This is a genomic window from Mesorhizobium sp. W067 (assembly GCF_054719525.1).
In genome coordinates this window covers 1648932-1669578 of the sequence record NZ_JBTTII010000001.1, presented here as the reverse complement: position 1 = coordinate 1669578, position 20647 = coordinate 1648932, and the positions used below count along the sequence as shown (strand labels likewise).

The 20647-nt window shown below is 62.2% G+C and carries 23 protein-coding genes; 10 read left to right on the top strand and 13 right to left on the bottom strand.

The genetic code is table 11. The annotated features are described in order from the left end of the window. Position 1: 1 nt before the first annotated feature. The 5 genes from ACYG97_RS08195 to ACYG97_RS08175 all read right to left on the bottom strand — a co-directional run bounded on the left by ACYG97_RS08195 (position 2) and on the right by ACYG97_RS08175 (position 3596). On the bottom strand, positions 2-1567 hold the full coding sequence (locus ACYG97_RS08195) for an amidase family protein (RefSeq protein ID WP_023734345.1): 1566 nt from the start codon (positions 1565-1567) through the stop codon (positions 2-4). After that, positions 1567-2022, bottom strand: coding sequence for a GNAT family N-acetyltransferase (locus ACYG97_RS08190; protein WP_023726661.1), 456 nt, complete (start codon positions 2020-2022; stop codon positions 1567-1569). Before ACYG97_RS08190 ends, ACYG97_RS08195 begins: the two co-directional genes overlap by 1 nt. 7 nt (positions 2023-2029) lie before the next feature. After that, positions 2030-2317 (bottom strand): Asp-tRNA(Asn)/Glu-tRNA(Gln) amidotransferase subunit GatC, encoded by a 288-nt coding sequence (gatC, locus tag ACYG97_RS08185; protein ID WP_023670999.1) that lies wholly within the window; start codon positions 2315-2317, stop codon positions 2030-2032. 110 nt (positions 2318-2427) lie between these two features. After that, positions 2428-2844 carry a hypothetical protein gene (locus tag ACYG97_RS08180; RefSeq protein WP_023670998.1) on the bottom strand — a complete coding sequence of 139 codons (417 nt, stop codon included), beginning with the start codon at positions 2842-2844 and terminating at the stop codon, positions 2428-2430. Between the two features lie 44 nt (positions 2845-2888). Next, positions 2889-3596 carry a metal-dependent hydrolase gene (locus tag ACYG97_RS08175; protein ID WP_023670997.1) on the bottom strand — a complete coding sequence of 236 codons (708 nt, stop codon included), beginning with the start codon at positions 3594-3596 and terminating at the stop codon, positions 2889-2891. A gap of 165 nt (positions 3597-3761) precedes the next feature. On the opposite strand from ACYG97_RS08175, the gene ruvX reads away from it, so the two are divergent. Next, complete coding sequence (ruvX, locus tag ACYG97_RS08170; protein ID WP_023688595.1) at positions 3762-4268, top strand: Holliday junction resolvase RuvX; 507 nt, start codon at positions 3762-3764, stop codon at positions 4266-4268. Here the strand turns inward: ruvX and ACYG97_RS08165 are convergent. The 3 genes from ACYG97_RS08165 to ACYG97_RS08155 all read right to left on the bottom strand — a co-directional run bounded on the left by ACYG97_RS08165 (position 4186) and on the right by ACYG97_RS08155 (position 6867). Next, a complete protein-coding gene (locus tag ACYG97_RS08165; RefSeq protein ID WP_023670995.1) occupies positions 4186-4527 on the bottom strand; it encodes a DUF6105 family protein in 342 nt (113 codons plus the stop codon). The two genes, ruvX and ACYG97_RS08165, sit on opposite strands and share 83 nt — an antisense overlap. Further along, on the bottom strand, positions 4527-5114 hold the full coding sequence (locus ACYG97_RS08160) for a hypothetical protein (RefSeq protein WP_023670994.1): 588 nt from the start codon (positions 5112-5114) through the stop codon (positions 4527-4529). The genes ACYG97_RS08165 and ACYG97_RS08160 overlap by 1 nt, the downstream gene beginning before the upstream one ends. Before the next feature lie 124 nt (positions 5115-5238). Next, entirely contained in the window at positions 5239-6867 is a 1629-nt protein-coding gene (locus ACYG97_RS08155; protein ID WP_023693424.1) for a DNA alkylation response protein, read from the bottom strand. 197 nt (positions 6868-7064) lie between these two features. Here ACYG97_RS08155 and ACYG97_RS08150 point away from each other — a divergent pair, with 197 nt between their 5' ends. The 4 genes from ACYG97_RS08150 to dprA are packed head-to-tail and all read left to right on the top strand — an operon-like array spanning position 7065 to position 11096. After that, positions 7065-8027, top strand: a complete 963-nt coding sequence (locus ACYG97_RS08150; RefSeq protein WP_023688599.1) for an aspartate carbamoyltransferase catalytic subunit — start codon at positions 7065-7067, stop codon at positions 8025-8027. Continuing rightward, on the top strand, positions 8024-9310 hold the full coding sequence (locus ACYG97_RS08145) for a dihydroorotase (protein ID WP_023734344.1): 1287 nt from the start codon (positions 8024-8026) through the stop codon (positions 9308-9310). Before ACYG97_RS08150 ends, ACYG97_RS08145 begins: the two co-directional genes overlap by 4 nt. 56 nt (positions 9311-9366) lie before the next feature. Continuing rightward, the gene (plsY, locus tag ACYG97_RS08140) at positions 9367-9972 is read left to right on the top strand and encodes a glycerol-3-phosphate 1-O-acyltransferase PlsY (protein ID WP_023696534.1); all 606 of its coding nucleotides are present in this window, start codon (positions 9367-9369) and stop codon (positions 9970-9972) included. Then, positions 9969-11096 (top strand): DNA-processing protein DprA, encoded by a 1128-nt coding sequence (gene dprA / locus ACYG97_RS08135; RefSeq protein ID WP_023730138.1) that lies wholly within the window; start codon positions 9969-9971, stop codon positions 11094-11096. The genes plsY and dprA overlap by 4 nt, the downstream gene beginning before the upstream one ends. Positions 11097-11107: 11 nt before the next feature. On the opposite strand, the gene ACYG97_RS08130 is transcribed toward dprA, so the two are convergent. Next, positions 11108-12016, bottom strand: coding sequence for a hypothetical protein (locus ACYG97_RS08130; RefSeq protein ID WP_245260858.1), 909 nt, complete (start codon positions 12014-12016; stop codon positions 11108-11110). A 50-nt stretch (positions 12017-12066) separates the two neighbouring features. On the opposite strand from ACYG97_RS08130, the gene ACYG97_RS08125 reads away from it, so the two are divergent. The 3 genes from ACYG97_RS08125 to ACYG97_RS08115 all read left to right on the top strand — a co-directional run bounded on the left by ACYG97_RS08125 (position 12067) and on the right by ACYG97_RS08115 (position 15557). Continuing rightward, on the top strand, positions 12067-13380 hold the full coding sequence (locus ACYG97_RS08125; protein ID WP_023734342.1) for a glycosyltransferase: 1314 nt from the start codon (positions 12067-12069) through the stop codon (positions 13378-13380). Beyond that, positions 13377-14096 carry a Stf0 family sulfotransferase gene (locus tag ACYG97_RS08120; RefSeq protein WP_023688604.1) on the top strand — a complete coding sequence of 240 codons (720 nt, stop codon included), beginning with the start codon at positions 13377-13379 and terminating at the stop codon, positions 14094-14096. Before ACYG97_RS08125 ends, ACYG97_RS08120 begins: the two co-directional genes overlap by 4 nt. 135 nt (positions 14097-14231) lie before the next feature. After that, the gene (locus tag ACYG97_RS08115; RefSeq protein ID WP_156937224.1) at positions 14232-15557 is read left to right on the top strand and encodes a hypothetical protein; all 1326 of its coding nucleotides are present in this window, start codon (positions 14232-14234) and stop codon (positions 15555-15557) included. Between the two features lie 8 nt (positions 15558-15565). Here ACYG97_RS08115 and ACYG97_RS08110 read toward each other — a convergent pair whose 3' ends face one another. From ACYG97_RS08110 to ACYG97_RS08095, 4 genes are all read right to left on the bottom strand, one after another. After that, complete coding sequence (locus ACYG97_RS08110) at positions 15566-16222, bottom strand: TVP38/TMEM64 family protein (protein ID WP_023734340.1); 657 nt, start codon at positions 16220-16222, stop codon at positions 15566-15568. 17 nt (positions 16223-16239) lie between these two features. Beyond that, entirely contained in the window at positions 16240-17022 is a 783-nt protein-coding gene (locus ACYG97_RS08105) for a glycosyltransferase family 2 protein (protein WP_198029724.1), read from the bottom strand. 250 nt (positions 17023-17272) lie between these two features. After that, positions 17273-17512: a hypothetical protein gene (locus ACYG97_RS08100; protein ID WP_023734337.1), complete on the bottom strand. Its 240-nt coding sequence runs from the start codon at positions 17510-17512 to the stop codon at positions 17273-17275. 149 nt (positions 17513-17661) lie between these two features. Then, on the bottom strand, positions 17662-18804 hold the full coding sequence (locus ACYG97_RS08095; protein WP_023734336.1) for a hypothetical protein: 1143 nt from the start codon (positions 18802-18804) through the stop codon (positions 17662-17664). Between the two features lie 238 nt (positions 18805-19042). Here ACYG97_RS08095 and ACYG97_RS08090 point away from each other — a divergent pair, with 238 nt between their 5' ends. Both ACYG97_RS08090 and ACYG97_RS08085 read left to right on the top strand, forming a co-directional pair. Then, positions 19043-19927: a dihydrodipicolinate synthase family protein gene (locus ACYG97_RS08090; protein ID WP_023734335.1), complete on the top strand. Its 885-nt coding sequence runs from the start codon at positions 19043-19045 to the stop codon at positions 19925-19927. Between the two features lie 23 nt (positions 19928-19950). Beyond that, positions 19951-20610: a GntR family transcriptional regulator gene (locus ACYG97_RS08085; protein ID WP_023693416.1), complete on the top strand. Its 660-nt coding sequence runs from the start codon at positions 19951-19953 to the stop codon at positions 20608-20610. Positions 20611-20647: the final 37 nt, after the last annotated feature.

Genomic DNA, 20647 nt, shown 5'->3' with positions numbered 1-20647 from the left:
GCTACCACCACTTCTCCGGCTGGAAGGTTCCCGCCGCCTGCTCGATGACGGCGGCTGTCTGGAACAGGGTTTCCTCGTCGAAGGGACGGCCAATCAGCTGCAGGCCGAGCGGCAGGCCCTTGGCATCGAGGCCGGCAGGCACGGCAATGCCCGGCAGTCCGGCCATGTTCACGGTCACCGTGAAAATGTCGTTGAGGTACATTTTGACCGGATCGGCGGCCATGTCCTCGTCAGCGATGCCGAAGGCGGCCGACGGCGTCGCCGGCGTCAGGATGACGTCGACGCCGTCGGCAAAAACCGTCTCGAAGTCGCGCTTGATCAAATTGCGCACCTTCTGCGCCTGCAGATAGTAGGCATCGTAATAACCTGCCGACAGCACATAGGTGCCGATCATGATGCGACGCTTGACCTCCCGACCGAACCCGGCGGCTCGGGTCTTTTCGTACATGTCGACAATGTCCTGGCCCGGCACGCGCAAGCCATAGCGGACGCCGTCATAGCGCGCCAGATTGGATGATGCTTCGGCAGGCGCTACGATATAATAAGCCGGCAAAGCATATTTGGTGTGCGGCAGCGAAATGTCGACGATCTCGGCGCCGGCATCCCTGAGCCAGGCAATGCCCTTCTGCCACAGCGCCTCGATCTCTTCCGGCATGCCGTCGACGCGGTATTCCCGGGGAATGCCGACCTTCATGCCCCTGATCGGTTTGCCGATCGCCGCCTCGTAATCCGGCACCGGCCGGTCGACGGAAGTGGTGTCCTTGGCGTCGACCGAGGCCATGGACTTCAGCATGATCGCGGCATCGCGCACGTCCCGGGCGATCGGGCCCGCCTGATCGAGCGACGAAGCGAAGGCGACGATGCCCCAGCGCGAGCAGCGGCCATAGGTCGGCTTGATGCCGACGGTGCCGGTGAAGGCGGCTGGCTGGCGGATCGAGCCGCCGGTGTCGGTGGCGGTGGCGCCGGCGCACAGGAAAGCCGAGACGGCGGAAGCCGAGCCCCCCGACGAGCCCCCCGGCACCAGTTGGGCATTGTCCAGCGTGCGCGCGGTCTTGGTGCCGCCGGCCGAAACGAAACCGCCATCGCCCTGATGCGTGGTCGGCATCACCACCGTGTCGAGGCGCGAACGCCGCCACGGATTGACGACAGGGCCGTAATAGGAGGTCTCGTTGGACGAGCCCATGGCGAACTCGTCCATGTTAAGCTTGCCCAGCATGACGGCGCCGTCTGCCCACAGATTGGCGGTGACGGTCGATTCGTAGCGCGGCTTGAAGCCGTCCAGCACATGGCTGCAGGCCTGGGTGTGGATACCTTCGGTGCCGAACAGGTCCTTGATGCCGAGCGGGATGCCTTCCAGCGCACCGCCCTGGCCCTTGGCGAGCCTGGCGTCGGAAGCTTTGGCCATATCGCGCGCCTTGTCGCCGGTGACGACGATGTAGGCATTGAGCACCGGATTGGCGCGCTCGATGGCACCGAGATAGGCCTCGGTGATTTCGACGGCCGAAATCTCCTTGGCGCGCAGCTTGGCGCGCGCCTGCGAAATTGTCAGATGGGTCAATCCGCTCATCAAAGGCTCTTTTCGTAAAACACCGACCACTCGGAATCGGGATAATCCAGCACCGGCCCGCAGCGCGAGAAGCCGGCGCGTTCGTAGACGGTCCAGGCGGCGGGATGGCGGTCGCCGGTTTCAAGCACCAGGCGCTTCAGCCCTTCGCTGCGCGCCAGCGTTTCGACATGCTCGACGATCTTGGCGCCGATCTTCCTGCCGCGATGCGAGGGCCGCGTGTACATGCGCTTGACCTCACCGACGCGGGCGTCATGGCGCTTCAGCGCGCCGCAACCGATGGCTTGCCCGTCGTCGCGGGCGATGAACACGGTGGTGTCGTCGCCAGCCATCTGCTCGACCGTCAGATGGTAGCAATGCTCCGGCGGCGTCAGTTCGAGCAGCGTCGCGTTGAGCTCCTCGACCAAAGCGCGGACATCGTCCTGCAGCGGCGTTTCGACGGCGATCTCGATTGCCATCGGCCAGCTACTCCACGACCTTCGGCACGAGGAAGAAATTCTCGTCAGTGGCCGGCGCGTTGGCGACGATATCGGCAGCCTTGTTGCCGTCGGTGACGATGTCTTGGCGCTTCTTCATCTCCATCGGCGTCACCGATGTCATCGGCTCGACGCCGGAGACATCGACCTCGTTCAGCTGCTCGACAAAGCCCAGAATGGCGTTCAGCTCGCCGGTCATGCGCTCGGCATCCTCCTCGCTCACCGCAATGCGGGCGAGACGCGCGACGCGCTTCACAGTTTGCAGATCAACGGACATGTCTTTAGCCTTTGGGAAAACCAGATGGCGCTATAGCGGCGTGGCGCGTGCCGCGCAACATCGATCGTGCTTGGGGATAGAGCCCGTTCATGCCAGGGCGGCATTTCAGCCTAGGGCAGCGATACACCCTCGCACAGATAATAGCTGCCGCCATTGCCGGCCTGCTCGCCTTCGTCGGCGGTCGGGCGCACCGAGACGATGTCGATTTGGGTCGCGTTCATCTGCGTGATCGACAGTATATCGGGAAAGAGAAAGCCCGGCTCCTGGCAGATGGCAGTGACCGCCCAGCTCGGCGAGCGCGTCGCCTTGGTGACCTGGACGAACTCGCAATTATACTCGACGCTTTGCAGGCCGTCCGCCGACAAGATGACATTGCCGGTGTCAATCAGCGTCTGCAGCGTGTCCTTTTTGGCTTGCGCGCAAAGCTCCTGGGTCTGGAGGTAAACGCCCTTGATGAAGTCCTCGGCGGCGGATGCGGGCGACGCAGCGACCAGCATCGAAACGCAAAGAGTCTCTCTCAAACCCATGGTTTAATTCCCCTTTGCGACAAGGGATCGTTTCAACGATCGCTCTATAGTGTGATCGTTTGGCCGATGGCTGGCAAGGCTACGTCGACACCTGATCCTTCGAGGCCGGCCACGAACTTCTCCGCCGTCGCGTCGATGATCGGGAAGGTGCCGAAGTGGCATGGCACGACGGTGTCGAAGTGGAAGAAGCGCCGGCAGGCCAGGGCCGCCACCGCGCCGCCCATGGTGAAGCGGTCGCCGACCGGCACGAGGCCGATCTTCGGCTCATGCAATTCCTCGATCAGCGCCATATCGGAGAAGATGTCGGTGTCGCCCATATGGTAGAGCGTCTTGTCCTCCGGGAAATGCAGGACCAGCCCGTTGGGATTGCCGAGGTAGACGTTCTGGCCGCCATCGAGCCCAAACGACGAGGAATGCAGTGCCTGCACGAATGTGGTGGTGAAGGCACCGCAATCGACGGTGCCGCCATGATTGCCGGGATTGATCTTCTTGCCGTCGACGCCCTTGCCGACCAGGTACATGCAGATCTCGTAATTGGCGACCAGCTGGGCGCCGCTCTTCTTCAGCACCTCCACCGCGCCGCTGACATGATCACTGTGGCCGTGGGTCAGAAGCACATGGGTGACGCCTTCCGCCGGCCCCTCCCAGCCGCTCGTCCATGATGGGTTGCCGACGAGATAGGGGTCGATCAGGATGTTCGCGCCTGATGTCTCGACGCGGAAGGCGGAATGTCCGTACCAGGTCAATTTCATCGATCGTGTTCCTCGATTTTGGTTGCGCCGGAAGATAGAACGCCGGCAGCAAAATTAAAGTGACATAGTGTGCTCGCGGTTCAAAAGAACGTGTCGCGCTCTTTGTGACGGCAAGTCTGGGTCACGGTTAGACTGGGTCACGGTAAAACTGGTTGGGGAAAGCCGTTGGGCATCATAGCAATCGAGGATCTGCCGGCACGGCTGGAGGGCGGCAGGACGCTGGCCGGGCTCGACCTCGGCGACAAGACGATCGGTGTCGCCGTTTCCGACCGCGGCCTGTCCTTCGCCCATCCGCGCGCGGTCATCCTGCGCAAAAAGTTTTCGCTGGATGCGGCAGCGCTGCTCGCCCAGCTGCAGAAGGACAATGTCGGCGCGTTTGTACTCGGTCTCCCCATCAACATGGACGGTTCGGAAGGTCCCCGCGCCCAGAAGTCGCGCGCCTTCGTGCGCAACATGGCAGGTATAACCGACCTGCCCTTCGTGCTGTGGGACGAGCGGCTGTCGACGGTGGCGGCGGAGCGGACGCTGATCGAGATGGATTTCTCGCGCCGAAAGCGCGCCGGCAAGATCGATTCGGCGGCTGCGGCCTTTATTCTGCAGGGAGTTCTGGACCGGCTCCAGTCGCTTGACCCACGCGATCGGACGGAACCGGATTCCCCGCCTGCCGCCTGACCCAGGCCATGATGTTGCGGCGGCGGCGAAACGCCCACAATGCCATCAGCAGGAAGCCGTCGAAGATGCAGGCCCTTGCCACCATGCCCGGAATGATCGCCGGATCGATGCCCAGCATCTGCCCGTAGAGCTGAAACACGAAATCATGCAGCTGCCGGCTGAGCATGACGTAGCCGAAATTGATGTCGTTGAGCGACAGGAAGAACCAGCCCCAGAACAGAGCGAGTGGCGCGGCCCACAATGCGAACAGCGTGCGCATCAGTGACCGTCCCTGCGGCTGGAGCCGCCTCTGCGACCGCTGGGACCAATGTCCGGACGGCCGGAAATGCGCGACAGCAAGGAGCCGTGCGCGGCACCCTTGGCCATGGCATGGGCGGTGGCGCGGCTCTCTGCCTCCCGAGAAACCATGACAGCGAAGACCGACCTCCGCTCGGCCAGCATGGCGACATAGGAGGCCAGAAGTGCCGCCAATTGCACGGCGACAACCAAAAACAGGCCGTTGATGCCTCGCGCTGCGCCGCCGATCAGGATGAGCGACAACACCGCGGATGCCGAAATGAAGGCGGTCCGCGCCACACTGTCGGCTCCGTCCGGGCTCGCTGCGGCGTTAACCAGGCTCTCGACGAAGACCCAGCAAAACAGCACCGCCACGACCAGCAAGGCGATGGCCAGCGGCGCCACGACGGCAGCATTGTCGAGATCGGCCAGACGAGTGTTTTCCACGACGACGCCGAGCACGCCCAGAGCGCCCGCAACGCCGCGGTTTCCATCGACACAGATGAACGCCAGCAGGGCGAAAACCAGCGCCCAGTGCAAGGCCAGAAAGGACGTCAAAATGTGCCGCATGGCATTCCTGCTTTGGTGACAAAGACAGTGGGGTCTGCGGCCTGCGGCTGCAACGGAAACCATTCGTTAAGGTTAACGGCTGTCCACAGGCAGGCAAATTCGTTCGAGGCCTGGCGGAAGGCCCTCAATTCACCGGCGGATAGAGCGTGTCGACGATCATGCGCGCATCGTGGCGCGAATCGAGCATGCCATAGGTGTTGCGCCACTGGCCGGCGAGCCGCGTCTCGACGAAGGCGTCCGCAATCCGCCCTGCCCCCAGCCGGCGCAATTCCGCAGCTGCCGCCGACAGCGCCAGCTGTTCGGTCAGCAGGCGGGCCGACCCCTCATCGGTGCCGGCGACCTGCATGGCCGCCTTGAGCACGCCAATGGTTCCGCGTCCGCCGGCGCCGAGATCGCGGTCGATGCCGGCCAGCACCTCCTCGAACAGGCCGGGCGCGCGGCCGAGCACGCGCAGCACGTCGAGCGCCATGACATTGCCTGAGCCCTCCCAGATCGCATTGACCGGGGCTTCGCGGTAGTAGCGGGCGAGCGGCGCTTCCTCGACATAGCCATTGCCGCCGAGGCACTCCATCGCCTCATAGAGCAGTGGCGGCGCGATCTTGCAGACCCAGTATTTGACCACCGGGGTCATGGCGCGGGCAAAAGCAGCCTCGCCGCGGTCGCCGGCAGCCTCGTCGAAGGAGCGCGCCAGTCGGAACGAGAGTGCCGTGGCGGCGGCGACATCGAGCGCCATGTCCGCCAGCACGCGCTGCATAAGCGGCTGTTCGATCAGCGTCGAGCCGGCCACCTGGCGGTGACGGGCGTGATGCACGGCCTCAGCCAGCCCCGCCCGCATGATTGCCGACGAGGCGACGGCGCAGTCGAGCCGGGTCAGCGTGACCATGTCCATGATCGTCTTTATGCCGGCGCCGGGCTCGCCGACCATCTCGCCGATGGCGTTGACGAACTCTACCTCCGATGAGGCGTTGGAGCGGTTGCCGAGCTTGTCCTTCAGCCGCTGAAAGCGGAAGCCGTTGCCGGAACCGTCGCCGAGGATGCGCGGGACGAGAAAGCAGGAAAGCCCTTCAGGCGCCTGTCCAAGCACGAGAAAAGCGTCCGACATCGGCGCCGACATGAACCATTTGTGGCCGGTGAGGCGATAAAAGCCGCTGCCGGCGCGTTCGGCCCGTGTGGTGTTGGCGCGCACGTCGGTGCCGCCCTGCTTTTCGGTCATGCCCATGCCGAGCGTCAGCCCGGCCTTGTCGACCGGCGGCTTCTGGCTCTGGTCGTATTTGCGCGTCGTCACGCGCGGCGCCCATTCGCGAAACAGCTTTGGGCTGGCCATCAGGGCGGCCAGCGAAGCGCTGGTCATGGTGATGGGGCAGAGATGCCCGGTCTCGAGTTCGGCGGTCAGGTAGAACCGCGCGGCGCGCACCTGATGGCGACGGCCGATCTCGCTATCGCCGTTTTCCCAGATCGAGGAATGCAGGCCGCCGGCAACCGAGCGGCGCATCAGCGCATGATAGGCCGGATGGAATTCGACGAGGTCGATGCGCCGGCCCTGACGGTCATGCGTGCGGAGCTTCGGCGTCTCGACATTGGCGAGGCGGGCCAGTTCCTGCGCCTCCTGCGTCAGGACGAACCGGCCAAGCCCGTCGAGGTCCTTGCGCACCGGATCGGAAAAACGCTCGGCAAGCTGGATCAGCAACGGATCGCCCCGCCAGGCGTTGCCGCCCGTCAGCGGCGGCGGCTGGTTGGTCACGTCGTCGGTCACGCCCAATCCTTCTGAAAGTAGAAGGGCCTTCTAACGCTAGAAAGGCACTTATCATCACAAGGCTTCGAATCCGAAGCAATCGGCTAGATATAGCCCAAGGCAGGCGGCGCGCGCGACGAAAATACCGGGGAGAAAGGCCGCAATGCCAAGCTGACGCTTGCGGCAAGGAATTCTCCCCCCTATAGCAGCGCCTTGAGATGACCGACGCTTCGTCCCTGCCGCTTTATCCTCACCGCCATCTTCTGGGCATCCGCGATCTTTCCCCCGGTGACATCGAGCTTCTGCTCGACCGGGCCGATCGCGCCGTCGCCATTTCGCGGCAGTCCGAAAAGAAGACCTCGACGCTGCGCGGCCGCACCCAGATCAACCTCTTCTACGAAGCCTCGACGCGCACGCAGTCGTCGTTCGAACTGGCCGGGAAACGGCTCGGCGCCGACGTCATGAACATGTCGGTGGCGAGCTCTTCGGTGAAGAAGGGCGAGACGCTGATCGACACGGCGATGACGCTGAACGCCATGCGCCCCGACATCCTGATCATCCGCCACCAGTCTGCGGGCGCCGCCGCCCTTTTGGCGCAGAAGGTCGGCTGCTCGGTGGTCAATGCCGGCGACGGCGCGCATGAACACCCAACGCAGGCGCTGCTCGACGCGCTGACCATCCGCCGCGCCAAGGGGCCGCTGTCGAAACTGATCGTAGCGATCTGCGGCGACATCCTGCATTCTCGCGTGGCGCGTTCCAACATCATGCTGTTGAACGCGCTTGGTGCGCAGGTGCGTGTGGTGGCGCCGTCGACCCTGCTGCCGTCCGGCATCGAGAAAATGGGCGTCATCGTCTCGCGCTCGATGGCAGAGGGCCTCAAGGGCGCGGACGTGGTGATGATGCTGCGCCTGCAGCGCGAGCGGATGGAAGGCGCCTTCGTGCCTTCGGTACGCGAATATTTCCGCTATTTCGGCCTCGATGCCGAAAAGCTGAAGGCCGCCAAGGACGGCGCGCTGGTGATGCATCCCGGTCCGATGAACCGCGGCGTCGAGATTGCGTCCGAAATCGCCGACGGTCCGCAAAGCGTCATCCAGGAACAGGTCGAGATGGGTGTCGCCGTGCGCATGGCGGTGATGGAAGCGCTGCTCGACCCGCGCCGCAACGAGGGCCGGAGCGCATGAGCACGACGGTCTTTGAGCGCGCCCGCATCGTCGACCCGTCACGCGGCTTCGACGAGGTCGGCACCGTGATCGTCGAGGGGAAAAAGATCGTTGCCGCCGGCAAGGCTGCCCTGAACCAGGGCCTGCCGGCGGGAGCCACCGTGGTCGACTGCGCCGGCAAGGCGATCATTCCCGGCCTGATCGACGCGCGCGTCTTCATCGGCGAACCGGGCGGCGAACATCGCGAGACCATCGCTTCGGCCAGCGTTGCGGCGGCGGCCGGCGGCGTCACCTCCGTCGTTATGATGCCCGACACCGACCCGGTGATCGACAATGTCGCGCTGGTCGAATTCGTGCTGCGCACCGCCCGGGACACGGCAAGCGTCAACATCTTTCCGGCGGCGGCGATCACCAAAGGCCTCGCCGGTCGCGAGATGACCGAATTCGGCCTGTTGCGCGAGGCCGGTGCGGTCGCCTTCACCGATGGGCGGCACACAATATCCAGCGCACTGGTGATGCGCCGGGCGCTGACCTATGCCCGCGATTTCGGCGGCGTCATCGCACATGAGACACAGGATGGCGACCTCGCTTCGGCAGGCGTGATGAATGAAGGCCTGTATGCCAGCTGGCTCGGCCTTGCCGGCATTCCGCGCGAGGCCGAGTCCATCCCGCTGGAGCGCGACCTGGCGCTGGCACGGCTGACGCGCGGCGCCTACCACGCGGCCAAGATCTCGACGGCGATGGCAGCGCAAGCGATGACGCGCGCGAAAGCCGACAAGGCCAATGTCACGGCGGGCGTGGCGATCCACAATCTGTCGCTGAACGAGAACGATGTCGGGGAATACCGCACCTTCTTCCGGCTGACGCCGCCTTTGCGCGCCGAGGAAGACCGGCTGGCCATGATCGAGGCGGTCAAGGACGGCACGATCGACATCATCGTCTCCTCGCACGACCCTCAGGATGTCGACACCAAGCGCCTGCCCTTCGCCGATGCAGCTGCCGGCGCGATCGGGTTGGAGACGCTGCTTGGAGCAGCGCTTCGGCTCTACCACAATGGCGACGTGCCGCTACTTCGGCTGGTCGAAACACTGTCCACTGCACCAGCAAGGCTGTTCGGCCTGCCGGGCGGCACGCTGAAGCCGGGAGCGCCGGCCGATCTTGCGCTGATCGACCTTGAAGAACCCTGGATCGTGAGTGAAAGCGGCATCCGCTCGCGCTCGAAAAACACCTGCTTCGAAGGTGCGCGGCTGCAAGGCATGGTCTTGCAAACGCTGGTGGCGGGCCGCACAGTGTTTTCGAGCTAGAGCGATCGCGCCACGTCGCAGACCGACATGTTGCTGGGGAAATGCGGGGGCAAACAATGAGTTATAACGTTATCCTGGCATTGCTGTTCGGCTATCTCCTCGGCTCGATTCCCTTCGGCCTCTTGATCACCCGCGCGGCCGGCCTCGGCGATGTGCGCAAAATCGGCTCCGGCAATATCGGCGCCACCAACGTTCTGCGCACCGGCAACAAGGGCCTCGCCGCCGCGACGCTGGTGCTCGACGCGTTGAAGGGTACGGCGGCGGTGATGATCGCGCGCCATTTTGGACACGACTACGGACTGTGGGCCGGCCTTGGACTCTGGGCGGGCCTTGGCGCCTTCCTTGGCCATCTGTTTCCGGTCTGGCTCGGTTTCAAGGGCGGCAAGGGCGTGGCGACCTATCTCGGCGTGCTGATCGCGCTCGGCTGGCATGTGGCGCTGATTTTTATCGTCGTCTGGCTGGCGATGGCTTTTCTGTTTCGCTATTCCTCGCTGGCAGCGCTGACGGCGGCGGTCATCGTGCCGATCGCGCTTTATTTCTGGAGCACACCTGAGACCGCCGGGCTGTTCCTGGTGATGAGCCTGATCGTCATCTTCAAACATCGCGCCAACATTTCGCGCCTTCTTGCCGGCACCGAAGGCAAGATCGGAGCCAAGGGTTGAGCAAGCCCGCCGCCGGGCCGCGCCTCAGCGACCGGCAGCGGCTGAGCTGGCTGCGGCTGATCCGCACACAAAATGTCGGCCCGGCCTCGTTTCGCGAATTGATCAACCGCTTTGGTTCGGCGGAGGCGGCGTTGGAGATGCTGCCCGAGCTGATGATTTCGGGCGGAGCCAAAAGGATCATGCGCATTCCTTCCGTGGAGGAAGCCGAAGCGGAACTCGACGCAGCCAGTGAAAACGGCGCCCGCTTCGTCGGCATCGGCGAGGCCGACTACCCGCCGATGCTGAAAAACATGGACAATCCGCCGCCGCTGATTGCCGTGAAGGGCGAGGCAGCCGTCTTTCGCCTGCCGGCGGTGGCCATCGTCGGCGCCCGCAACGCGTCGCTCGCCGGCATCAAGATGGCGCGCATGCTGGCAGCGGATCTTGGCCGCGACGGCTACGTCATCGTTTCCGGCCTGGCGCGCGGCATCGACACGGCAGCACACCAGGGCAGTCTCTCGACTGGTACAGTGGGTGTGCTGGCCGGTGGGCTCGATGTCCCCTACCCGCCCGAAAATATCGGCTTGTGCGACGACATTGCCGAGCGTGGCGGCGCCGTTATTTCGGAAATGCCGTTCGGCTGGCAGCCGCGGGCGCAGGATTTTCCGCGCCGCAACCGGCTTGTCGCGGGCGCCGCCCTCGGACTGGTGGTGATCGAAGCGGCGCAACGCTCCGGCTCGCTGATCAGCGCGCGCCTGGCCGGCGAGATGGGCCGGCTGGTCTTTGCCGTGCCGGGTTCGCCGCTCGATCCGCGCTGCGCCGGCTCCAACGGCCTGCTCAAGGACGGCGCCACCCTGGTCACCGAGGCGGCCGATGTTTCCGGTGCGATCGCACCCTTGGCGGGCACGCGAACGCGAAGCATTGCGCCGCCAGAAAAGGCACCCGATTTTTCGGCAACTCCCCCGCCCGGTGAGGACGAACGCAGCGGCGTGCTCGAAGTGCTAGGCCCAACGCCGGTGGGCGTGGACGAGATCATCCGCCACACCGGCCTCAACGCCGCGCAAGTCTCCATGGTGCTGCTGGAACTCGACCTTGCCGGCCGCATCGAGCGCCATGCCGGCGGCAATGTCTCACTGGTTTCGTGAAAGCCTGAGACTTAGTTTGCGGCCGCAAATACCGCAGCACTTTCAGACATGAGGCGCCGCGCGGCGGGTTGGACATTATCCCTGTATGTAATGCATTGGCGGTAGCGGCCATCGGCAACGCGCTGTTTACCAATGCGCTCCCACTCCGGTGTCCAGGAGGAATTCCAGTCAAAATCCTGGGACATCAGATTTTCCCTGTCGAAGCATTGCGGATCCCTCTCGAGTATCCGACGCGCTTCATCGCCGAGGGGACTATAGTTTTCAACAGCGGCTATCTTCCGCGCCCGCGCGGCCGGGGAAAGCTGAATTGCCGATTCGACACGTCCCGCCACATTTGGAACCGCAGCGGAACAAAGCTGTTTGCCGACCTGTGCCGTCTTTCGCAGTCCTCGGCAGAGGGCCTGGCCAAACGCAAAGGCAAGATCATGTATGGGATTATAGCCGTCGACCGCATCCGATACGATCTGGACACTCTTTGCGGTCGTTAGATCGGCGCGCACTCTCGAAAACACGTCGATCAGGAAATCATGGTTCCCGGCCAGCAGCGCTTCGTACCAGGCGCCATCCGGAATTTCCCCAAACACCGCGCCGCGTGTCGCGCCCGCAGCTTCGACCAGATCGCGCGAATAGCGGGTTCGCGATGTTTCCTTGCCGCCTGATCCGTCGGTCAGAAGATAGACCCTTGGTTTGGCGATCTCGAGCCAATGGTGGATCCTGAGTTCGTGCCCGGGGTGAGCGAGGATCAGCACGTTTTCCAGTTTTTCTCCTGACTTTTCAGGCAACAATGGCTCCAATCCAGTTTCTGGTCCGATCGAGCCGAATGGCCTGGGGACAAATTCAGGCGCAAACCTTGGCCGCGACAATGCTGACGAAGCTTGTTTGGTCAGCGGCTTCAACTTAAGACGCTGCCAGAAACTCATGCGCCTTTCTCTCTCATATCAGATGTAGTGCGCAAGCAAGGAATCGCCCGTTGCGAATTCTTATCACCAATCTCTCCCTGTCGCGAAACAGCGGATCGGAAGCGGTCGTCGAACTGTTGGCCGACGGGCTTCGCGGCGCCGGCCATCAGACCATGCTGCTGGCTCCCACTCTGGGCGACATAGCCGATAGAATGCGTCGGCGCGGGCATCATGTCGTCGATCGGATTGCCGAGATCGTCGAAAGGCCCGATGTCATTCACGCCCAGCATCTGACGCCCTGCCTAACTGCGCTCGCCAGGTTTCCCGACGTGCCAGCGGTATTTTCCTGTCACAGCGCCTTCTTTGAAGTCGAAGCGCCGATGCTGCATCCCCAGATACGCCATTGGATTGCGGTCGACGAGGCGTGCCGAGCCAAATGCCTGTCGAGGGGCATACCGGCCGACCAGATGAGCCTTGTCTACAACGCGGTCGATCTCAATCGCTTCAAACAGCGCCCACCGCTGCCCGCCAGACCCGCGCGAGGCCTGCTGCTGACCAAGAATTTCGAGCACCAGGCGGCGGTTCGTGAGGCCTGTGCGAGAAGTGGCATCCAGCTGGATGAGCTAGGTCCAGCCACCGGGCGGTTTTCGCAGCAGCTGGAACAGGATCTGCTTGGTTACGACATCGTGTTCGCAACCGCCCGGATGGCCATCGAGGCAGCTGCGGTCGGCTGTTCCGTCGTGGTTTGCGACGCGCGCGGTTTTGCGGGATTGCTCAGCAGCGCAAACATGGAGGCATGGCGTCGCTTCAATCTGGGCGTTGGGCTTTTGACCAAGCCGACCACGGTCGAAAATCTTCTGGGCGCGATATCCGGTTTCGATGCGAACGATGCCGCGGCGGTGTCCACCTATTTTCGGAAGGCGGCCGGCGACGCGTATTTTGTCGAGGAACATGTGCGCATCTATGATCAGGTGCTGCGATCCGACAGGGGGCTGAATCCCGATGAGCGCGCGCTTGCGACCGCCGTGTGGATCGAAGAGATCGGGGTCTCGCATCCACGCCGAAGATGGTTTCACATCGTGAAAGAATTGCACGGCTGGCCGGATGCGCCCGAATTGGCGACGCTTCTGGCTCAGTCCCACGCAAACTCGCGAGTTTTGGAGAAGCTTGGCGAACAGATCGCCAGAACCCAGCAGCTTGTTCTGGACGAGGCTGTCTCGCGCGCCGCCGCGCTGGGCGACAACCCGGCTGTGCTGAGCCGGGTGGAGGAACAGCTTTCGAACCTTTCAAATTTTGTGGACGAGATAAAGCGGCTGTACAACGGTATGATCCCCCTGTTCATCAGAAAGCTTCTCCTTCGGGCGCGTAAAGGGGTCGGACATTGACAGGGCTCGACGGCTTGGACCGCGATAAATTGAGTGGCTACAGCATCTGCACCTCGCCACGATCCGGCAGCAATTTCCTGTGCCAGCATCTGAGCGGCACGGGCCTGCTCGGACATCCGCTGGAATATTTCAATTGGGGCGGGCGGCGCTATTTCGATGACCCGGACTACCCCAAGGATATCGCCGGCCAGGTCTGGAAAATCCTTACCATGGGCGCCACTCCCAACGGCATCTACGGCTTGAAGTTATTTGCCCACCAGCACGACTGGATTTCGGGCGAGGTGAACTGGGTCGATGCCCTTCCCAATCTTCGCTTCGTGCTGCTCACCAGACGCGACTTGCTTGGCCAAGCGATTTCCTGGGCACGCGCGCTGCAGACAGGACAATACCGATCGAGCCAACCGATGGCACAGAAGCCGGTCTTCGACGCTGGACTGATCCAGAGCCAGCTCAACGCCCTTGCTCGTGAACGAGCCCGCTGGGAGATGTTCTTTGCGCGCACCGGTATCGAGCCCTTGCGGTTCGAATACGAGACAATGATCGAGGACCCTCGCCACGCCGTCAGTCAGGTCGCCGAGCTGATGGGCCTGAAGCCGCCCTCCAAGCTGGACCCCGGCAACGTGACCGTTGAGCTGCAAAGGGATGCATCAAACCTCGAATGGGCAGACCGCTTCCGGGCAGAGCGCGGCGACCCGAACATCCTGGACTTGATCTAGCTCCGCAGAATTCGTCTTCGGGCTGTCTGGAGCGCCGCTGAGCGGGTAGCAAAAGTAGCCATTTACTCTTCGCCATCCCGTCTGTATCACCGCCCCAGACCGCGTGGGGCGCCACGCCATCCAGCCGGGGGGCAGATGTCGACACCGTTCAATGCATTTACTTTGGTTGAGTTTCTCGCCTTTGCAGGGTTGAGCTTCCTTTATGTCCGGGCAGACGATTCGTTATCCCCCAGGGGCAAGACCGAATACACCATCATCGCAGGGATACTGTTTGCGATCCTGGTCGCGGTAAGAGCCCCGGCGTTGCTTACTTTCTATAGGGTTTGGGCTGAAATTGGCCCTCTGTACTTCGGCTATGCCTATGCGAACGGTCCGTTAGCCGCTCTGTTCAACCCGGCAAGCAATTACTACGATCTAGCGGCAAACCTATCTTCAGCCGTTGCGGTGTCGGCCGGACTTCAGTGGTGGCCGGTCGTTGACACCGGCTCCGGTCTTCTGGTGGCTTTGCTGTTTCCATTTGTTGTCGCCGGCACAACGCAATCGATATCGTGGCGAACCGGAATCCTGTTGGCGGTTGCGACCGCGCTCTATTGCGTCACCGCATCGGAAACATTCGGAACGGCACTGCACATCAAAGGCTGGGGACCTGTTTATGCCGCGCTTGTTTTTGGGTCGTTGGCGTTCAAACAGCCGCTCAATCGCGTTCATATCGGTCTTCTTCTAGTGCTGCCGTTCACAGGAACCCCCGCAGCTTTCGCACTTATCATATGGGCGGCTGCCGGCTTTGTGCTACGGCAGCCTTATCTTGTCCGACCTCTGGTTTGGTCTATTCCTGGATTGGCGACGCAGATCGGCTGCGCACTGTTGCCGGCAACGAATACCGGCTTGGCCGTACGGCCGTTCACGTTCCTCGGTTTTGCAAGCTTGCCAGACCTGTTCCTGCTCAAGGTGGGTGGTGCGATCCTTTGGCCGGCCTTGTTTTTCAGCAACTTGACACCGGGTACGCTTGAACTGATAGCAGCTGCCATCGTGTTCCTTGGCGTGCTTGGAGCTGCAGTTTTCCTCGCCCGCCGCCAGCCCATCCTGCTGCTCGTCCCGATCGTTGCGCTGCAATTTTCGGCTACTGCGATTCTCGCCGTCGGAGGTGCCGAGTCACTGCTCCAATCAGGATCTGGCTTCAGGTATTACTTCGCGCCAGTTGCAACACTTCTGATCGTTCTGGCGATTTGGGCGTCTTCGTGGAGGTTGGTTACAAGGGTCGCGGCGGTTGCTATTTGCCTATGCGCGGTCCTCGCAAATCGAGACTACAACGCCATGGTCGACGGCTTGTTCTTCACACCGTCCCACACCAGTTGGTCCTCGCAAGCAACGACCCATCTCACGTCACCGTCGCAAACGCTTGTAAATTACCCCGGAGCAGGCGGAGTGCAGCTACCAGACTGTGGAGAATACCACTGCTAACAAGCACATCAGGTTGTTTCGGAATTGTGCCTATACATGACGAACCTGCCGACCAACGTCGCGCCTGCAATAACGCCTCCCGCCAGCATCAGCAAAAAAACCTGGTGAAACTCAGGCGATTCGAGAGACGCCGCATTGCCGAGCAATGAACCGACATAGACATAACCAAAAAGGGCGGGAAGCGACGCTGCGGTTCCTATCACGTAGTCGGCGAGGCGAATTCCACTCGCGCCCAGCGCAATGCTTGTGGCGGCAAAGGGAACGACCGGTGACAGGCGGATCAGAAAAACCGATCGCCAGCCGTCAGCGGCAAGGAACTGTTTGACCTTGTCGAGGCCGCCAACAATTTTCGTGTTGGTAAAAGGAACGTTTTGGAGACCCTTTCGGCCTACGTAGTAGCCGACGATGCCGCCGGCCAAAGTCCCGACGAGCGCCATTGCCGATCCACCGGCGAATCCGTAAACCGCTCCGCCTGCGATCCCGAGCAGGGACGCCGGCAATATGCCGGTGGCGGCCACTAGAAACTGCATCACGACCAGCGCAACGAAACCAAACAGCCCTGTCTGCTGAACGCTCGCTTTGGCGATCCGCAAGATATCGTCGAGATAGCCCGACAGCGCCGCGGGGACGAGAACCATCGCAAGGCCCGCCACACCGAGGGCCATTCGTGTCCGACGCCTCATCAGATATTGCTCCCGACGAATAACGGATCTTGTCGAATGCCCAGTTTGCTGAGGCGAAACTTCGCCGCGGTTTTCAAGACACCCAAGCCATAGACGACGCTACGCCGAAAGTTGATCGACGACGCCTCCGGGAAGTATCTCGTCGGACAGGACATCTCGCCACCACGCAGGCCGAGATAGACGGCCTGGCAGACCATCTCATTGTCGAACACAAAGTCGTCCGAGCACCGGTGATAAGGAATCTCGGTCAACGCTTTCCGGCTCCAGCACCGAAAGCCAGTGTGAAACTCCGACATTTTCTGGCCGATCAGAATGTTTTGAACCAGGGTCAGAAAGCGATTGGAGATATATTTATAGACCGGCATGCCGCCGCGCAGGGCACCCTTGCCCAAGATGCGCGAACCAAAGACGTAATCATACTCGCCAGAGGCGACCATCGAGGCAATGGCCGGCACCAACCTGGGCGAATATTGATAATCGGGATGAAGCATCACGACGATATCGGCATCGCGCTGCAGCGCCGCATCGTAACAAGTCTTCTGATTGCCACCGTAGCCCTTGTTGATCGAATGCTCGATTGTGTGAATGCCGAGCTGTCGCGAAATGCCGACAGTATCGTCCTTCGAGAGATCGTCCGTGAGAATAACGTCGTCGATCAATTGCATCGGCAAGGCGAAGTAGGTCTTCTCCAGTGTAGCCGACGCATTATAGGCGGGCATGATCACCGCCACACGCAATCCATCAATCATTTCTACGCTAACGCCCCGATGTTGCGTTTCCATTGCCGGAAAAGGTCCTATAGCGCAAGCCGGCCTAGCATTTCCCGATCCACGTGCGGCAAAAACGCCACGCAATGTTTCCGTCCGCACCAAACGACGCCGGAACGAGAGACCGTGGTGGTCGAGGTCCCCGTTGAGGTCCCGGTTTATGTCGAGCCGCCAATCCAGTCGACGGCAGAACTCGCGCGCCTGCAGGCAAAGCGGGTCCGGCGCAAGGCGCTTTCCCTGGTCGGGTTGTCCTAAAGTTAGCCGATCAAGCAAACTGGGGCCGTCGGTTGCCGGGCAACGACGGCGCGCAGTCAGATCCATTCCAGATTGATGTTTCGGATGTTTCCTGCGCGATGCGCTGGCGAATGCGCTCCACCCGACGCGCTATGTCTGGCGACACCCGGTCGTGCGTTTCAACCAGAATGGCGCCGATAGCATCTTGCAGCCCAGCTTCGAGGATGGCTTCCAGGCATTCGGCTTCGCTGCCCTCAATGTCCATCTTCATGCCGGTACAGATGCCACCGCAGGGTATTTTCCAGGCGGCTCTCGGAAAAGCACTCCGCCATTCCAGGGATCTCCGTTGCACTGACGATCACGCTCGCGATGGCATACTCGACAGCTGACGAAAACCGGGCTCGACAGTCTGCGCATCAGTCAGCGGAACAGATACTTCGATACCTCCGGATTGCCACGGCGCCACATCACATTGTCCAGAAAATAATGGTGCACATTGATGAAGATGAGCACGATGAAGAAGAACAGCGATGACCCCAGCACTTGCCTGTCATAGGGAATCAAAGCCGTCAGGGCGGATGGGATCAGCCAGAAGCCGAGATAGCCAAGGGCCGTGCCGCCGACGATGAAGCCGAGGAGCCGAAACCTGTAGAGGGGGCCAAGAAAGGACAGGATTTTCGGCTGCGGATCGCCTTCGGCATCGGAACTGTCTCGCTCGACGTTCGTCTGGTAGCGCCAGACCACGGCGAGATACTGCAGCGAGTGGAGCGCGGGCACGATCAGCAGCCAAAGCGGGTTTACGCGCGCAATCAGGATCCAGAGATAGAGCGACGCGACATAGGCCACCAAACCGTTATAGGGCAGGCCGCCACCGTTCTTCCGCCAGCGATTGACCAGCATCAAGAGCGTGGCCGCCGTCGACGCAACGGCCGCCAGCACGCCGATGTCGGTAATCCAGGAAGGGGCCGCGAATGTGTAATAGTCCAGGCCATAATATTTGCCCTGGGTGACCGCCGTATTCGTCTGCAGCCATGCCAGGATCCACACGGCATAGGAGTTGACCAGCAGCACCTTCTTGTCGCGGTCGTCGAAGAATTTGCGCTTCAGCACCGCATCCACCATCAGCATGCCGTAGCCCTGCTTGACGTAGTGCCAACCGACAAAAAAGAACATGGCGTTGGTGGCATAGCCGAGCAGGCGCGTGTTCGCCGCCGCGGCGCCATAGGCGAAGAACCCGGCCATGGCGAGGGGCACGACAATGCCCGCGAAGATGTAGCGAAGCTGCAGGCTCCTGTCGTAGCCGTCGCCCGTCACCTTGCGCCCGAAATTGCGGTAGAAGAGCTGGTAGGAGTGGGCGAAGTGGGGATAGTTCACGAGATAGGCCACGAAGACCATCGTTGCGGCCACCGGACCTTCATATTCGAGCGGAACGAGAAACAGCACCGGCAGGATGAGAAAGGCGCTGCCGCCCAGCATGAGGAAATCGGCGACCGGGCCGAAGAGGTATTTTTGAGCGGTCGCCGTCTTAGGGGCTACAGCATCCGCCGAAAGCTGAAGTGTCATGTCAGAACCTCCCCTGGGAAAGGCTGAGTTTAGCCATCGACTGGGATGGGGACAAGGTTGGAGCTGCCGCTCCGCGCCCGAACACTGGACCATCCTGCTGTTTCGCCAATGGTACTCGATCCGCCATGGGCTTCGAACCTGCGAAGGCCCTCCGCTGTTAAAAAGCGCACCACCCCAATTTACGACTAACATGTTAGTGTGCTAGCACGGCATACACACCTACTTCGGAGACCTTCCGGTGACATCACGCTTTGGCCTTTCGGCCGCTCTCGCCACGCCTTTCGATGCCCGCGGGCAGATCGCCACTGCCCCCATGATCGCTCAGGCCGAAAGTTGCCTGGCGCAGGGTTGCGGCAGCGTGACGCTTTTCGGCACCACAGGGGAAGGCGCATCGGTGGGCACGACGGAGCGGCGGTCGGTGACCGAAGCCATGCTGGCTGCTGGAATCTTGCCGCATCAACTCGTTGCCGGCGTGCTGGTCGACGCCGCCGAAGACGCCGCCGAACAGGCACAGCATGCCTTGCAGCGAGGCGCCCGAAACATTCTGCTGGCCCCGCCGAGCTACTTCAAGAATGTCGGCGAGGACGGCCTTTTCGGCTGGTTCTCCGCCGTCTTTGCCGCGCTCGGCCCCCTCGCCCGTGACGTGCTGCTCTACAACATCCCTTCGGTTACCATGGTGCAGCTTTCGCTTGGCCTGATCGGCCGATTGCGCACTGCTTTTCCCGACGTGGTCGCCGGGGTGAAAGATTCCGGTGGAAATTGGAGCTACAGCGAGGCGCTGGTTGCCGCCCATGGCGATCTGGTGATCCTGATCGGCGATGAAAGGCACCTGGCGCGTGCGGTGCGACTGGGTGCTCAAGGCGCAATCTCGGGCATGGCCAATTTCGTCCCGGGCGAAATCCGCGCCATGGCCGAGGACGGGCGCGACGATCCTCGCGTCGAGAGTTTTGTGCTCGAATTGCTCAAATATCCGGTCACCCCGGCGGTAAAGGTGATGGTGGCGCGTAAGACCGGCGACGAGCGCTGGCTGGCGGTCCGTCCGCCGCTGGAGCCGATCGCGTTGCAAGGGCAGCAGCAGCTTGCCTCAGCCTATGACAGCTTGTTTGCCAGGGAACCGGCCTGACCGGCAAAGGGAAGCGCGCCGAAATGGAAGACGGCAACGAACCGACCACCCTCAGGGAGAAGGCCTATGCCAGCTTCACGCGGCATTTGCTGGCGCGCGACTTCAAGCCAGGCCAGTTCGTGTCGCAGCGTGAGCTGGTTGCCTTCACCGGACTGCCGCTCGGCGCCATTCGCGAGATCGTGCCGCGTCTCGAGGCGGAAGGACTGCTGACGACCATTCCGCAGCGCGGCATGCAGATCGCCCATATAGACATCAGCCTGATCCGCGAGGCCTTTCAGTTCCGCCTGTTCATGGAGCGTGAAGCGGTGGCGCTGTTTACGGTCAGCGCCTCCGATGCCGAGCTTGCCCGCTTGCGGCGCGAGCATGAGGACATGCTTGCCCGGGCGCTGGAGCAGACCCCGACGCCGGAGATGGAGGCCAAGGCGCAGACCATCGACTGGGCCATGCACGACACGTTCATCGATGCGCTGGGCAACGAGATCATCGCCAAGGCCTATCTGGTCAATTCGGTGAAGATCCGCCTGATCCACCAGGAACGGTTCCGTATCGACGGGCGCGTCGTGCCGGTCATGCGCGAGCACCTGGCGGTGATCGATGCGATGCAGAGCCGCGACCCTGGCAAGGCTGTCGAGGCCATTAGCCAGCATATCGATAAGGCGCGCCGGCTGGCGCTGCAAATCTGAGGAAGCATGAGCCGCGCCGCGGTCGCTGCGGCGCAAT